The following is a 12,805-nucleotide window of genomic DNA, read 5'->3' on the forward strand; positions in this document are numbered from 1 at the left end:
ATGCCGGCATTCCGTTTCGAAGCAATCGATTCGGCGGGACGCGCGCAGAAGGGCGTCATCGACGCCGACAGCGCGCGTGCCGCGCGCGGCCAGCTGCGTACGCAGGGGCTGACGCCGCTCGTCGTCGAGCCGGCCGCCAGCGCGACGCGCGGGGCGCGGTCGCAGCGGCTCGCGTTCGGCCGCAAGCTGTCGCAGCGCGAACAGGCGATCCTGACGCGCCAGCTCGCGAGCCTGCTGATCGCTGGGCTGCCGCTCGACGAGGCGCTCGGCGTGCTGACCGAGCAGGCCGAGCGCGACTACATCCGCGAACTGATGGCCGCGATCCGCGCGGAAGTGCTCGGCGGCCATTCGCTCGCGAACGCGCTGGGCCAGCATCCGCGCGACTTCCCCGAAATCTATCGCGCGCTCGTCGCGGCCGGCGAGCACACCGGCAAGCTCGGCATCGTGCTGTCGCGCCTCGCCGACTACATCGAGCAAAGCAACGCGCTGAAGCAGAAGATCCTGCTGGCGTTCACGTATCCGGGGATCGTCACGCTGATCGCATTCGGCATCGTCACGTTCCTGCTGAGCTATGTCGTGCCCCAGGTCGTCAACGTGTTCGCGAGCACGAAGCAGCAGCTGCCCGTACTGACGATCGTGATGATGGCGCTGTCGGATTTCGTGCGGCACTGGTGGTGGGCGATCCTGATCGCGGTCGTGCTCGTCGTGTGGTTCGTGAAGGCGACGCTGTCGCGTGACGGCCCGCGGCTGCGCTTCGACCGCTGGGTGCTGACCGCGCCGCTGGCAGGCAAGCTCGTGCGCGGCTACAACACGGTGCGGTTCGCGAGCACGCTCGGCATCCTCACCGCGGCGGGCGTGCCGATCCTGCGCGCGTTGCAGGCGGCCGGCGAGACGCTGTCGAACCGCGCGATGCGCGCGAACATCGACGACGCGATCGTGCGCGTGCGCGAAGGCTCCGCGCTGTCGCGCGCGCTGAACAACGTGAAGACGTTTCCGCCGGTGCTCGTGCACCTGATCCGTTCCGGCGAAGCGACGGGCGACGTGACGACGATGCTGGATCGTGCGGCCGAAGGCGAAGCGCGCGAGCTCGAGCGCCGCACGATGTTCCTGACGAGCCTGCTCGAGCCGCTCCTGATCCTGGCGATGGGCGGCATCGTGCTCGTGATCGTGCTGGCCGTGATGCTGCCGATCATCGAGCTGAACAACATGGTGCAGTAACGGCCCGACAGTCGATCGGGCCGCTACCGTTCAGCGCATGTAGATCGCGGGGGACGGCGTGTTCGCCGGCAGCTGGATTTCGGCGCGGGCGCCGTTGCGGTCGACGACGATCGAGCGGGGGCGGACTTCGGCGAGCTTCGCGCCGGGCGTGACCTCCGCACCGAGCGACACGGCGCGCGGCGGTTCGCCGCCGACGCCGACGATCGCGGCGGCACCGCGATCGAGCGAGAGGATGCCGAACAGGTGGATGTCCTGCACGGGATTCTTGTCGAGCTGACCGCCGAAGAGCGCCGCGGCGTCCTCGGTACGGATCGGCAGCCGCGCGGCGGCGGCGGGCAGCGGCGCTTCACGGGCTGACAGCGTGACGACCCAGTAGGTGGCCGTCGCGCACAAACCCGCGAAGAGGGCTAGGGAGAGGATCCGGATCGAGAGCGCGTTCATGCGCGCTATTGTACGGATCTATGTGAAATTTGCGTTGGGTGAAAGCCCTCGGCAATGCGCGCCTTACAATGCGTGCTCCGCGCCCGCGGGTCCGGAAGGTTGCCGTCAGGCAATCGTCCGGTGCACCGGGCGCGTCACGCAACCAACGACATTTTTTGGAAAGAGGTAGTCAGTCATGCAAACGTGGATCACTCGCCGCAACGCGGCCGTGCGTCGTCAGCGCGGTTTCACGCTGATCGAGATCATGGTGGTGGTCGCGATCCTCGGGATCCTGGCGGCGCTGATCGTGCCGAAGATCATGAGCCGCCCGGACGAGGCGCGCCGCATCGCCGCGAAACAGGACATCGGCACGATCATGCAGGCGCTCAAGCTGTACCGTCTCGACAACGGCCGCTACCCGACCCAGGATCAGGGCCTGAACGCACTGATCCAGAAGCCGTCCACCGATCCGATCCCGAACAACTGGAAGGACGGCGGTTATCTCGAGCGCCTGCCGAACGATCCGTGGGGCAACGGGTACAAGTACCTGAACCCGGGCGTGCACGGCGAGATCGACGTGTTCAGCTACGGCGCCGACGGCAAGGAAGGCGGCGACGGCAACGATACCGACATCGGTTCGTGGCAATAAGCGCTCACTGACCGGCCCGACGCTTCGTTCCCGTTCTTCATGCTCGCCATTCGCACGACCTCCCGCTGCGGTCGCGACCGCCGTGTGCGTCGCGGCGCGGCTTCGTCCGTGCCGGCGCATGCCGACGGCGGGCCGACGAAGCACGGTGCGCGGCGGCGTCGCACGCGCGGCTTCACGCTGCTCGAAATGCTGGTCGTGCTCGTGATCGCGGGCCTGCTCGTGTCGCTCGCGTCGCTGTCGCTCACGCGCAATCCGCGTACCGACCTGCGCGAGGAAGCGCAGCGCATCGCGCTGCTGTTCGAGACCGCCGGCGACGAGGCGCAGGTGCGTGCACGGCCGATCGCATGGCAGCCGACCGCACACGGCTTCCGTTTCGACGTGAGCTCGCCCGACGGCTGGCGCACGCTGCGCGACGACCTGCTGCGCCCGCGTGACTGGGACGGCGGCGTCACGGGCGCCGACATCGACTATCCGGGGTCCGACACGCGCGCGAGCCGCGTCGTGTTCGGCACCGAGAGCATCGACACGCCGGTGCGCGTGACGCTGCATTCGGCCGCCGGCAGCGCGACGATCGTCGGCACCGGCAACGGCCGCTACGAGGTGCAATGACGATGCGTCGTCGCCTGCCCTTCCCCGTTGCTTCATCGCACCGCCATGCCCCAACGGGACTGCATGCGCGGCGCGGTTTCACGATGATCGAGGTGCTGGTCGCGCTCGCGATCATCGCGGTCGCGCTCGCCGCGTCGATCCGCGCGGTCGGGACGATGGCGACCAACGCCTCCGATCTTCATCGCCGGCTGCTCGCCGGCTGGAGCGCCGACAACGCGCTCGCGCAGATGCGGCTCACGCATGCGTGGCCGGAGATCGGCGAGCAGAGTTTCGACTGCTCGCAAGGCAACGTGCAGCTCGTCTGCACGCAGCGCGTGAGCACCACGCCCAACCCGGTGTTCCGGCGCGTCCGGATTTCGGTGAGCACGCCCGGGCAGGCCGGCGTGCTCGCGCAGATGGTGACGGTGGTCGCGAATGAAACCAGCCGTCCGCTCTGACGCGCCGATGCGACGCCCGTTCGCCCGCCCCGCCCGCGGCTTCACGCTGATCGAGCTGATGATCGCGATCGCGATCCTCGCGGTGGTCGCGATCCTCGCGTGGCGCGGGCTCGACCAGATCATGCGCGGTCGCGACAAGGTCGCGGCCGCGATGGAAGACGAACGCGTGTTCGCGCAGATGTTCGACCAGATGCGCATCGACGCGCGGCTCGCCGCGACCGACGACGAAGCCGGCCTGCCGGCGATCGGCGTCGCCGGCAACACGCTGCAGATCGTCCGCGAACTCGAGGTGCCGGGCGTCGCGCCGCGGCTGCAGGTGGTCCGCTACCGGATCGCCGGCGGGCGGGTCGTGCGCTACGCGTCGCCGCCGATCGACGACGCGAACCGGCTGCGCGGCATGCTGAAGGACAGCAGCGTCGAAGGCTGGAGCTGGGTCGCGCTGATGGGCGGCGTCGGCGCGATCGACGCGAAGCTGTACGTGCCGCGCGTGGGCTGGACCACCAACCTGCAGACGGCCGACGACGCGCTCGCGCAGAACAACGATGCGCTCAAGGTGCCGCAGCTCGGCAACGCGCCGCCGACGCGCGCGGTGACGGGGCTGCAGGTCAGCATCGGTGCGACGTCGCTGCGCGTGCCGGTCACGCGCATCTTCCTCGTCGGGGAATGACGATGCGCGCACGCCCTCCCCGTTCATTGCCTGCCGCCCGTGCTGCCGGTCACGCACGGGCACGCGGCCGCCAGCGCGGCGCGGCGATCATCACCGCGCTGCTCGTCGTCGCGCTGTCGGCGATCCTCGTCTCGGGGATGCTGTGGCGCCAGCAGGTGCAGATCCGCCGCATCGAGAACCAGCGCGAGATCGCGCAGGCGCAGTGGGTCGCGCGCGGCGCGCTCGACTGGACGCGGATGATCCTGCGCTCCGAAGGCGATACGGCGCCCGGCATCACGTACCTCGGCGGCATCTGGGGCGTGCCGATCGCGAAGACGAAACTGTCGGACTTCCTCGGGCGGATCGGCGCGCCCAACGACACCGGCGGCGAAGACACCTATATCTCCGGCTCGATCGAGGACGCCCAGGCGAAGTTCAACCTGCGCAACCTCGTGGCGTCGCCGGCGCCCGGCGTGCTGCAGTTGAACGTCACGCAGGTCCAGGCGTTCCAGCGCCTGCTGACGACGCTCGGCTACGACGGCGCGTTCGCGAAACGCGTCGCGCTACAGGTGCGCGCGGGCCTGCTGAATTCGGCGACGCGTTTCCAGATGCCCACGCTGCCGGGCGGCGGCACGGCGCCGCCGGTCACCGCGCCGGTGGCGACCGATCAGCAGGGCGGCGGCGGCTTCACCGACGATCCCGGCATGACGGGCGGCGACCGCGGGCCCGCGCCGCTGATGATGACGGGTGTCGACAGCCTGCTCGACGTCGACGGCGTGACGCCCGAGATGGTCGCGCGGCTGCGCCCGTTCGTCACCGTGCTGCCGACCACGACGCCCGTGAACATGAACACCGCGCCGGCCGAGGTGATCGCGGCGCTGATCCCGGGGATGAGCGTGTCGTCCGCGCAGGCGCTCGTGTCGCGCCGCGAGACCGTGTTTTTCCGCAACGTCGCCGATGTGCAGCTCGCGCTGCGCGGCGCCGGTGCGCCGCCGAACGTGACGCTCGACTCGAGTCTCGTCGACGTCAATTCGAGCTATTTCATCGTGCATGGCCGGATCCAGCACGAACGCGCGGAGGTCGATCGCACCTCGCTCGTGTATCGTGATCCGACCACGCATTCGACACGGGTCGTGCGCATTCGCGACCAGCTATAACGACGCCATTCGGGAGAGGAGCTCTTGTGAGCACGTTGATTGTTTCTTTGCCGCCGCGCGAGCCTGCCGTGCCGTTGCAGGAATGGCAGTGGCCCGAGCTGCCGTTCACGCTCGTCGACAAGGCCGGCCACGTGCAGCGCGCCGGCCGCGCCGCGCTGGCGCTGCTGCCGCGCGCGAATGCGACGGTGCTGATCGTCGCCGCGCGCGACGTGCTGCTGCTGGCCGCGACCGTGCCGCCGCTCAAGGGTCCGAAGCTGCGCCAGGCGCTGCCCAACATCGTCGAGGATCAGCTGATCCAGGATCCGCTCGGCTGTCACATCGCGCTCGATCCGGATGCGCTGCCCGACGGGCGCCGCGTGCTGGCCGTCGTCGATCGCGCGTGGTTCCGCACGATCTGCGAAGCGTTCACGGCGGCCGGCCACCGGCACCTGAGCGCGGTGCCCGCGACACGCTGCCTGCCGGCGCCGCACGCACCGGCCGCGCCGGCCGACGGCGAGGTCGATGTCGTGGCGGTTGCCGCGGACGCCGTCGACACGCCGCCGGCCCGCCCGGCGACGGTGGCCGCGGTGCTCGGCCTCGCGGCGCCGGTCGAACCGGTGCTCGTCGAGGCCGGCGCGCTGCCGGCCACGGCCGGTGCGCCGCGCCTCGAACTCGCGGTCGCGCGCGGTGCGCTCGGCGAAGGCTTCGCGGCACCCGCGTCGCGCGCGGCCGGCACGCTGGCCGCGCTCGCGGGCGGCGGTGACGTCGAACTGTACGAACTCGGCGAGCCGGGCGCGGAGCTGCGGCTCGCGTCGGTCGGCCGCGCCGACGGCCCGCTGCTGCCGGGTGCCGCGCCGCTGTCGTTCGACGCGTTCGCACGGCGCGCGCTGACCGAGAAGTTCGACCTGTGCCAGTTCGAATTCGAATCGCAGCCGTGGCGCTTCGACCGCGCGACGGTGAAGCGCCTGCGCGTGCCGCTCGCACTCGCCGCGGCGACGCTCGGCGTGGCGGTGATCGGGATGAACCTGCACTGGTGGAAGCTGTCGCGCGAGCGCGATGCGCTGTCGGCACAGATCACCGAGACGCTGCTGTCCGCATTCCCGAAGACGACGACGGTGCTCGATCCGCCCGCGCAGATGCAGCGCCAGCTCGACCAGTTGCGCGTGGCGGCCGGCGAGCTGTCGCCGAACGATTTCCTCGCGCTGTCGAGCGGGCTGTCGCGATCGATGGGTGCGCTGCCGCTGAACGGCATCGCGTCGCTCGACTATCACGACCGGCGGCTCGACGTCGGCTTCAAGCCGGAGGTCAAGGTCGATCCCGATTTCACGCAGCGCCTCGCGCGTAACGGACTGTCCGGCGAAGTCGACAGCAACACGGGCAAATGGACGATCCGGAGCCGCTCATGAAGACGGAACAACTGAACCAGACGCTGGCCCAGTTCTGGGGCGAGCGCTCGCCGCGCGAAAAAATGCTGCTCGGCTGGGGTGGCGCCGTGCTGGCGGTCGCGATCGCGTATTCGGTGCTGTGGTCGCCCGCGCAGGAAGGCCGCGCGCGGATCCAGCGCGAGCTGCCGACGATGCGCCGCGAGCTTGCGCAGATGACCGCGCAGGCGAACGAGGCGAAGTCGCTGGCGGCCGCCGCGCAAGGCGTGGCACCGACCGGCCTCGCGCTGAAGGATGCGCTGACCGCGTCGCTGTCCGATCACGGAATGCAGGGTGCGCAGGTGCAGATCGTCGGCAACGGCGTGCAGATCCAGATGAAGAACGTGTCGTTCCCGGCGTGGACGCAGTGGCTCGACGATGCGCGCCGGCAGTTCAAGGTGCAGGTCGGCGAGGCGCATGCCACCGCGCTGAAGGACGACGGCCAGGTCGACCTGACGGCCGTGATGCAACCGTCTACGCAGAAATGACGCAGTGGATGACGCAAGTGGCGGTCGGCCGATGAGGCCGGGGATCAAGCGGCTCGCCACCGCATTGCCGTGGGTACTGGCGGGCGGACTGGCGACGGCGGTGACGCTCGTCGCGCTCGCGCCGGCCGCGTGGATCGCGCCGCAGTTCGCGCGCGCGACCGGCGGGCACGTGAATCTCGTCGATCCGGACGGGTCGCTGTGGCACGGTTCGGGCACGCTGATGCTCGCGCCGGGGGCCGACCAGAGCGCGGCGACGCTGCTGCCGGGCCGGGTCGAATGGACCACGGGATTCTGGCCGCTCCTGACCGGGCGCGTGCAGATGCGCATGCGGCAGACCGAGGCGATGCCGGATGCGGTCACGCTCGATGCGACGTGGCGCGGCGCGGTGCTGTCGGCGGGCACGATGGCCGTGCCGGCGTCGCTGCTCGCGGGGCTCGGCACGCCGTTCAACACGCTCGACCTGCAAGGCGACGTGCGGCTCGGCTGGAGCGACTGGCGCCTGATCGGCAACAACGCGTTCGGCCAGCTGACGGTGACGATCGACTCGATGAGTTCGCGCATCTCGCGCGTGAAGCCGCTCGGTTCGTACCGCGCGGTGCTGCAGGCGAAGGGAGCCGGCGCCGATCTCGACCTGTCGACGACGCAGGGCCCGCTGTTTCTCGACGGCCACGGCAACTTCGGGCCCGGCCAGGGATCGTTCCGCGGCACCGCGCATTCGGCGCCCGAGCAGCAGGCGAACCTCGCCGGGCTGCTGAACCTGCTCGGTCATCCGATCGGCAACAACGAGGTTTCGCTGATCTTCGGCGACGCGCAGCGCTGACGCGCGCGTCGCCCTTTCCTTCCTACTTCTGCGCGAGCGGCGCGGCCGCACCGGACGCCGGCACGGGTGCGGGCGCGGCCATGTCGCCGTTCTCGCGCGCCATCTCCGCGACGTTCCACCCGCCGCCGAGCGCCTTCACGAGCCCGACCGACGACACCATCCGCTGCCCGGCGATCGTCGCGAGCTTCTGCTGCGCGGTGAACGCGGTGGTCTGCGCGGTCAGCACGTTCAGGTAGGCGACCGTGCCGGCCTTGTACTGGTTCGTGACGATCGCGAGCGCGTGCTCGGCGCTGTCGACGGCCTGTCGCTGCACGTCGATTTCCTGCGCGAGGATGCGTTGCGACGCGAGGTTGTCCTCGACGTCCTGGAATGCGGTGAGCACCGCGAGGCGGTATGCGGCGACGTCCTGGTCGTAGGTCGCACGCGCGGCGTCGGTCTGCGCGGCGCGCAGACCTGCGTCGAACAGCGTGGCCGCGAGCTGCGGGCCGACCGTCCAGAAGCGGGCCGGCAGCGTGAACAGCTGCGACCACACCGAGCTCTGGACGCCGCCGGTGGCCGACAGCGTGAGGGTCGGGAAGAACGCCGAGATCGCGACGCCGATCTGCTCGTTCGCGGCCGCCGCACGGCGCTCGGCCGCCGCGATGTCGGGCCGGCGCTCGAGGATCGCGGACGGCACGTCGACCGGCGTGATCGGCGGCTCGGCTGCGAGCGGATTCGGCGGCAGCGAGAAGGTCGACGCCGGTTCGCCGATCAGCGTCGCGATCGCGTGCTCGTACTGCGCGCGTGCGACGCCGTTGTCGATCGACGCCGCCTGCGCGCTCTGCAGCTGCGTCTGCGCCTGGATCACGTCCGCGCGCGCGGCGACGCCCTGCGCGTACTGGTTCTGCGTGAGCGTCAGCGACCGCTGGTACGACTTCACGGTGTCGTCGAGCAGCTTCTGCAGCGCATCGGACGTGCGCAGCTGGTAATAGGTTTGCGCGAGCAGCGCCTGCTGCGACAGCCGCGCGTTCGCGAGATCGGCCGCGGCGGCCGCTTCGCCGGCGCGCTGCGCGCTGACGGTACGGCTCACCTTGCCCCACAGGTCGGGTTCCCAGCTCGCGTCGAGGCCGACGCTGTAGTTGTTGTTGATCGAACCGGACGAACCGCTGCCGAAACCCGACGACGAACCCGACGATATCGACGTGCGCGGCGTGCGGGCGCGCGAGCCCGACGCGGTCAGCCCGACGGTCGGGAAATACGCGGCACGCGCCTCGGTGACGAGCGCGCGCGCCTGCCGGTAAGCGGCCGCCGATTGCGCGATGGTCTGGTTCGAGGCGTTGAGCTTGCCGATCAGCGCATCGAGCTGCGGATCGTTGTAGACCGTCCACCACGGGCCGCGATCGGTGCGGTCGGCGGGTTGCGCGACCTTCCAGCCGGCCGGCGCTTCCTTGTATGCGGCGGGGATCGACGTGTCGGGCCGGTGATAGTCGGGCCCGACGGCGCAGCCGGCGAGCAGCACGGCCGTCGCGACGGCGACGGCGGCGCTCAGCGGGCGAAGGGCGCGCGGGAGGGAGGCGTACGGCATGGTGATATTCCTGTCTGGGCGCGACGTCCGGCGAGCGGCGTCGCGCGATGCGGTCGTCGTGCCGCTGGCGGACAAATGGTAACTGACGGCGGGATAGCTGCGCAGCCCAAAGGGTACGGTGCGCGGCGACAGGAATGTGTTACCGGCGCGAGCGGCCGGTTTACCGGCCATTACGGCTCGCTGGCCGGAAGACGGGCGGGCGATGCCGGCCGTGCGGGGCTGCGGCCGGGGTTCGGACGGAACAGTCAGGAAGACAGGCGGGAGGGCGCGCCGTCAGTGGCAGCGCGCGGGCAGCGGGAGCGGTTCGGCGGCGGGCCGCCATGTCGACGGCTCCGTCGCGGCCGGCTGGCCCGTGCGGCGCGCACCGTCTTTCGCGTTGCGCTGCCGGCGATGATCGAACCATGCCACCCCGAGCGCCGCGAGCGAGCCGCCCGGCACCACCAGCATCGTCACGTACAGCGCGATCTTCCAGCCGCGGTGCGGCCCGGAAAACACATGGTGAGCGGTATCGGTCAGGTTGCGGCGCAGCGCGCCGGCGGCATTTTTCAGGAACAGCATCGCGAACATCCTCGGGTGCCCGGCAGCGCGGGCGAATCGGTCAGAACATAGTCTCCGGCAGTGCAACATGCACGTCGTAACTGGTAGTCTCGAATAATATTGACTAAGCAATCAATTTTCAAGATACTGGGCGCGTCCAAATCCGAAACGCACTATTGCTGCGCGCGCAATCGCATGACCGGCGGCCTCTACGATCCCGAGAACATCACGCTGGAAACGAGCCTCGGCTATTACCTGTCGAAGGCGAAGCAGGCGCTCGTCGAGCGGATGGATCGCGCGCTCGAGCCGCTCGACCTCACCGCGCAGCAGATCGGCGTGATCCTGCTGCTGGCGCGCGGTTATGCGCGTACACCGTTCGAGCTGTCCCGCAAGATGTCGTACGACAGCGGCTCGATGACCCGAATGCTCGACCGGCTCGAACGCAAGGGGCTGATTGCCCGTTCGCGCAGCGAGCAGGACCGCCGGATGATCGAGCTGACGCTGACCGAACGCGGCGCCGAAGCCGCCCGTGCGCTGCCGTCGCTGATCGCGACCGCGCTCAACGCGCAGCTCGACGGTTTCTCGGCCGACGAGCTTGCGACGCTCACCGGCCTGCTGCAACGCTTCATCGCCAACGGGCCCGGCACGGCCGGCTGCCCGAAACCCGACGACGAAGCGGACTGCTGATGTGCGCGGAGGCCCCCATGTCTAGGTTAAGCGTTCGCTTATTTATCTGTCTGGGCAGAAGATGACAGGGCACGCGCTCCCCTTTTCCCTTTATCCGTTCCACCCGGCCGGGCTGCGCTGCGGCGCACACCCGTGCGTTGTGCCGGCGCGTCGCGCGCGCCGCGTCTAGGAGATTTCGATGTCCGCCACCACGGCATCCGCCGCCTCCCCCGCCGCCGAACCCGCGCCGCTGTCCGGCGGCGCACTCGCGCTACTCACCGTCGGGCTGGCGCTCGGCACCTTCATGGAAGTGCTCGACACGTCGATCGCGAACGTCGCGGTGCCGACCATCTCGGGCAGCCTCGGCGTCGCGACGAGCGAAGGCACCTGGGTGATCTCGTCGTACTCGGTCGCGTCCGCGATCGCGGTGCCGCTTACCGGCTGGCTCGCGCGGCGCGTCGGCGAGGTGCGGCTGTTCACGCTGTCGGTGCTCGCGTTCACGATCGCGTCGGCGCTGTGCGGCCTGGCGACCAACTTCGAGACGCTGATCGCGTTCCGGCTGCTGCAGGGCCTCGTGTCGGGGCCGATGGTGCCGCTGTCGCAGACGATCCTGATGCGCAGCTACCCGCCCGCGAAGCGCGGGCTCGCACTCGGGTTATGGGCGATGACGGTGATCGTCGCGCCGATCTTCGGCCCGCTGCTGGGCGGCTGGATCAGCGACAACTACACGTGGCCGTGGATCTTCTACATCAACCTGCCGATCGGCATCTTCTCGGCGACCTGCGCGTATTTCCTGCTGCGCGGCCGCGAGACGAAGACGACGAAGCAGCGGATCGACGCGATCGGCCTCGCGCTGCTCGTGATCGGCGTGTCGTGCCTGCAGATGATGCTCGACCTCGGCAAGGACCGCGACTGGTTCAACTCGACGTTCATCGTCGCACTCGCGCTGATCGCGGTCGTGTCGCTCGCGTTCATGCTCGTGTGGGAGGCGACCGAGAAGGAGCCGGTGGTCGACCTGTCGCTCTTCAAGGACCGCAACTTCGCGCTCGGCGCGCTGATCATCTCGTTCGGCTTCATGGCGTTCTTCGGCTCGGTCGTGATCTTCCCGCTGTGGCTGCAGACGGTGATGGGCTACACGGCGGGCAAGGCCGGCCTCGCGACCGCGCCGGTCGGGCTGCTCGCGCTCGTGCTGTCGCCGCTGATCGGCCGCAACATGCACCGGCTCGACCTGCGGATGGTCGCGAGCTTCGCGTTCATCGTGTTCGCCGGCGTGTCGATCTGGAACTCGACGTTTACGCTCGACGTGCCGTTCAACCATGTGATCCTGCCGCGTCTCGTGCAGGGGATCGGCGTGGCGTGCTTCTTCGTGCCGATGACGACGATCACGCTGTCGAGCATCTCCGACGAGCGGCTCGCGAGCGCGTCGGGGCTGTCGAACTTCCTGCGCACGCTGTCGGGCGCGATCGGCACCGCGGCCAGCTCGACGTTCTGGGAGAACGACGCGATCTACCACCACGCGCGGCTGTCGGAGTCGGTGAGCGTGTATGCGCAGAGCACGACCGACTACCAGGGCGCGCTGTCGCAGCTCGGCATCGTCGGCCAGACAGCCAACGCGCAGCTCAACCAGCTCGTCACGCAGCAGGGCTTCATGATGGCGACCAACGACTTCTTCCTGCTGTCGGCCTTCATGTTCGGCGCGCTCGCGGCGCTCGTGTGGATCACGAAGCCGAGGAAGGGGGCGGGGCCGGCGATGGGGCATTGAAATCGGCAAGCGGTTCGAGGGTGACGCATGAAGTTGCTGCTCGACACACGCCTGCTTCTTCGGGCGGCAGCCGGTGCGGCCGAGCTGCCCGCCCGCGCCGGTGCGCTCATCGAGGATCCCGCCTGTACACCGCTTTTCAGCGTCGCGAGCCTCTGGAAGATCGTCATCAAGCGTGGTCTGGATCGCGACGATTTCCAGGTGGACCCAAACGTGCTCCGCCGCAATCTCCTCGATGTCGGCTACGTGGAATTGCCGATCACGAGCGCACACGCACTTGCAGTCGAACAACTGCCGCCGATCCATCGAAATCCGTTTGACCGTCTCCTGGTCGCGCAGGCGATCTCGGAAGGCATTACGCTGCTTGCGCACGACCCTGCCGTCGCCTGCTATCCGGGCCCGATCAGGCACGTCCGAGTGCGCCGGGCATCGCCC

The 12,805-nt window shown here is 69.5% G+C and carries 14 protein-coding genes and 1 pseudogene; 12 read left to right on the top strand and 3 right to left on the bottom strand.

Features of this window, described 5'->3' with window-relative positions; translation table 11 throughout:
- The gene (gspF, locus tag ACTJLD_RS23735; RefSeq protein ID WP_021160406.1) at positions 1–1,218 is read left to right on the top strand and encodes a type II secretion system inner membrane protein GspF; all 1,218 of its coding nucleotides are present in this window, start codon (positions 1–3) and stop codon (positions 1,216–1,218) included.
- 30 nt (positions 1,219–1,248) lie between these two features.
- On the opposite strand, the gene ACTJLD_RS23740 is transcribed toward gspF, so the two are convergent.
- Positions 1,249–1,659 carry a type II secretion system protein N gene (locus tag ACTJLD_RS23740; protein WP_027788737.1) on the bottom strand — a complete coding sequence of 137 codons (411 nt, stop codon included), beginning with the start codon at positions 1,657–1,659 and terminating at the stop codon, positions 1,249–1,251.
- Positions 1,660–1,834: 175 nt separating this feature from the next.
- On the opposite strand from ACTJLD_RS23740, the gene gspG reads away from it, so the two are divergent.
- The 8 genes from gspG to ACTJLD_RS23780 are packed head-to-tail and all read left to right on the top strand — an operon-like array spanning position 1,835 to position 7,844.
- A complete protein-coding gene (gene gspG / locus ACTJLD_RS23745) occupies positions 1,835–2,287 on the top strand; it encodes a type II secretion system major pseudopilin GspG (protein ID WP_027788738.1) in 453 nt (150 codons plus the stop codon).
- Positions 2,288–2,326: 39 nt separating this feature from the next.
- On the top strand, positions 2,327–2,896 hold the full coding sequence (locus ACTJLD_RS23750) for a GspH/FimT family pseudopilin (RefSeq protein WP_060174943.1): 570 nt from the start codon (positions 2,327–2,329) through the stop codon (positions 2,894–2,896).
- Between the two features lie 2 nt (positions 2,897–2,898).
- Positions 2,899–3,333, top strand: a complete 435-nt coding sequence (gene gspI, locus ACTJLD_RS23755; RefSeq protein ID WP_027788740.1) for a type II secretion system minor pseudopilin GspI — start codon at positions 2,899–2,901, stop codon at positions 3,331–3,333.
- A complete protein-coding gene (locus ACTJLD_RS23760; protein WP_440659773.1) occupies positions 3,311–4,000 on the top strand; it encodes a PulJ/GspJ family protein in 690 nt (229 codons plus the stop codon). The genes gspI and ACTJLD_RS23760 overlap by 23 nt, the downstream gene beginning before the upstream one ends.
- A gap of 2 nt (positions 4,001–4,002) precedes the next feature.
- Positions 4,003–5,136, top strand: a complete 1,134-nt coding sequence (gene gspK, locus ACTJLD_RS23765) for a type II secretion system minor pseudopilin GspK (RefSeq protein WP_059694514.1) — start codon at positions 4,003–4,005, stop codon at positions 5,134–5,136.
- 26 nt (positions 5,137–5,162) lie between these two features.
- The gene (gspL, locus tag ACTJLD_RS23770) at positions 5,163–6,521 is read left to right on the top strand and encodes a type II secretion system protein GspL (protein ID WP_440659774.1); all 1,359 of its coding nucleotides are present in this window, start codon (positions 5,163–5,165) and stop codon (positions 6,519–6,521) included.
- Positions 6,518–7,024 (top strand): type II secretion system protein GspM, encoded by a 507-nt coding sequence (gspM, locus tag ACTJLD_RS23775; RefSeq protein ID WP_021162223.1) that lies wholly within the window; start codon positions 6,518–6,520, stop codon positions 7,022–7,024. Before gspL ends, gspM begins: the two co-directional genes overlap by 4 nt.
- 31 nt (positions 7,025–7,055) lie before the next feature.
- Positions 7,056–7,844, top strand: coding sequence for a type II secretion system protein N (locus ACTJLD_RS23780; protein WP_124544919.1), 789 nt, complete (start codon positions 7,056–7,058; stop codon positions 7,842–7,844).
- A gap of 22 nt (positions 7,845–7,866) precedes the next feature.
- Here ACTJLD_RS23780 and ACTJLD_RS23785 read toward each other — a convergent pair whose 3' ends face one another.
- Positions 7,867–9,408 (bottom strand): efflux transporter outer membrane subunit, encoded by a 1,542-nt coding sequence (locus tag ACTJLD_RS23785; protein ID WP_440659775.1) that lies wholly within the window; start codon positions 9,406–9,408, stop codon positions 7,867–7,869.
- A 273-nt stretch (positions 9,409–9,681) separates the two neighbouring features.
- On the bottom strand, positions 9,682–9,966 hold the full coding sequence (locus ACTJLD_RS23790) for a hypothetical protein (protein WP_048023998.1): 285 nt from the start codon (positions 9,964–9,966) through the stop codon (positions 9,682–9,684).
- Positions 9,967–10,140: 174 nt separating this feature from the next.
- Between ACTJLD_RS23790 and ACTJLD_RS23795 the strand changes: the two genes are divergently transcribed.
- From ACTJLD_RS23795 to ACTJLD_RS23805, 3 genes and pseudogenes are all read left to right on the top strand, one after another.
- Positions 10,141–10,632, top strand: coding sequence for a MarR family winged helix-turn-helix transcriptional regulator (locus ACTJLD_RS23795; RefSeq protein ID WP_027788745.1), 492 nt, complete (start codon positions 10,141–10,143; stop codon positions 10,630–10,632).
- Positions 10,633–10,810: 178 nt separating this feature from the next.
- Positions 10,811–12,373 carry a DHA2 family efflux MFS transporter permease subunit gene (locus ACTJLD_RS23800; RefSeq protein ID WP_027788746.1) on the top strand — a complete coding sequence of 521 codons (1,563 nt, stop codon included), beginning with the start codon at positions 10,811–10,813 and terminating at the stop codon, positions 12,371–12,373.
- Between the two features lie 27 nt (positions 12,374–12,400).
- Positions 12,401–12,784: pseudogene (locus ACTJLD_RS23805) on the top strand (type II toxin-antitoxin system VapC family toxin); the annotation flags it as partial.
- Positions 12,785–12,805 lie beyond the last annotated feature (21 nt).

The organism is Burkholderia sp. 22088 (assembly GCF_052045915.1).
Classification (GTDB): Bacteria; Pseudomonadota; Gammaproteobacteria; order Burkholderiales; family Burkholderiaceae; genus Burkholderia; species Burkholderia cepacia.

Bases quoted from the DNA above. Each gene is read 5' to 3' on its own strand.
- gspF (WP_021160406.1), top strand. From the start codon at position 1: ATGCCGGCATTCCGTTTCGAAGCAATCGATTCGGCGGGACGCGCGCAG.
- ACTJLD_RS23740 (WP_027788737.1), bottom strand. From the start codon at position 1,659: ATGAACGCGCTCTCGATCCGGATCCTCTCCCTAGCCCTCTTCGCGGGT.
- gspG (WP_027788738.1), top strand. From the start codon at position 1,835: ATGCAAACGTGGATCACTCGCCGCAACGCGGCCGTGCGTCGTCAGCGC.
- ACTJLD_RS23750 (WP_060174943.1), top strand. From the start codon at position 2,327: ATGCTCGCCATTCGCACGACCTCCCGCTGCGGTCGCGACCGCCGTGTG.
- gspI (WP_027788740.1), top strand. From the start codon at position 2,899: ATGCGTCGTCGCCTGCCCTTCCCCGTTGCTTCATCGCACCGCCATGCC.
- ACTJLD_RS23760 (WP_440659773.1), top strand. From the start codon at position 3,311: ATGAAACCAGCCGTCCGCTCTGACGCGCCGATGCGACGCCCGTTCGCC.
- gspK (WP_059694514.1), top strand. From the start codon at position 4,003: ATGCGCGCACGCCCTCCCCGTTCATTGCCTGCCGCCCGTGCTGCCGGT.
- gspM (WP_021162223.1), top strand. From the start codon at position 6,518: ATGAAGACGGAACAACTGAACCAGACGCTGGCCCAGTTCTGGGGCGAG.
- ACTJLD_RS23780 (WP_124544919.1), top strand. From the start codon at position 7,056: ATGAGGCCGGGGATCAAGCGGCTCGCCACCGCATTGCCGTGGGTACTG.
- ACTJLD_RS23785 (WP_440659775.1), bottom strand. From the start codon at position 9,408: ATGCCGTACGCCTCCCTCCCGCGCGCCCTTCGCCCGCTGAGCGCCGCC.
- ACTJLD_RS23790 (WP_048023998.1), bottom strand. From the start codon at position 9,966: ATGCTGTTCCTGAAAAATGCCGCCGGCGCGCTGCGCCGCAACCTGACC.
- ACTJLD_RS23795 (WP_027788745.1), top strand. From the start codon at position 10,141: ATGACCGGCGGCCTCTACGATCCCGAGAACATCACGCTGGAAACGAGC.
- ACTJLD_RS23800 (WP_027788746.1), top strand. From the start codon at position 10,811: ATGTCCGCCACCACGGCATCCGCCGCCTCCCCCGCCGCCGAACCCGCG.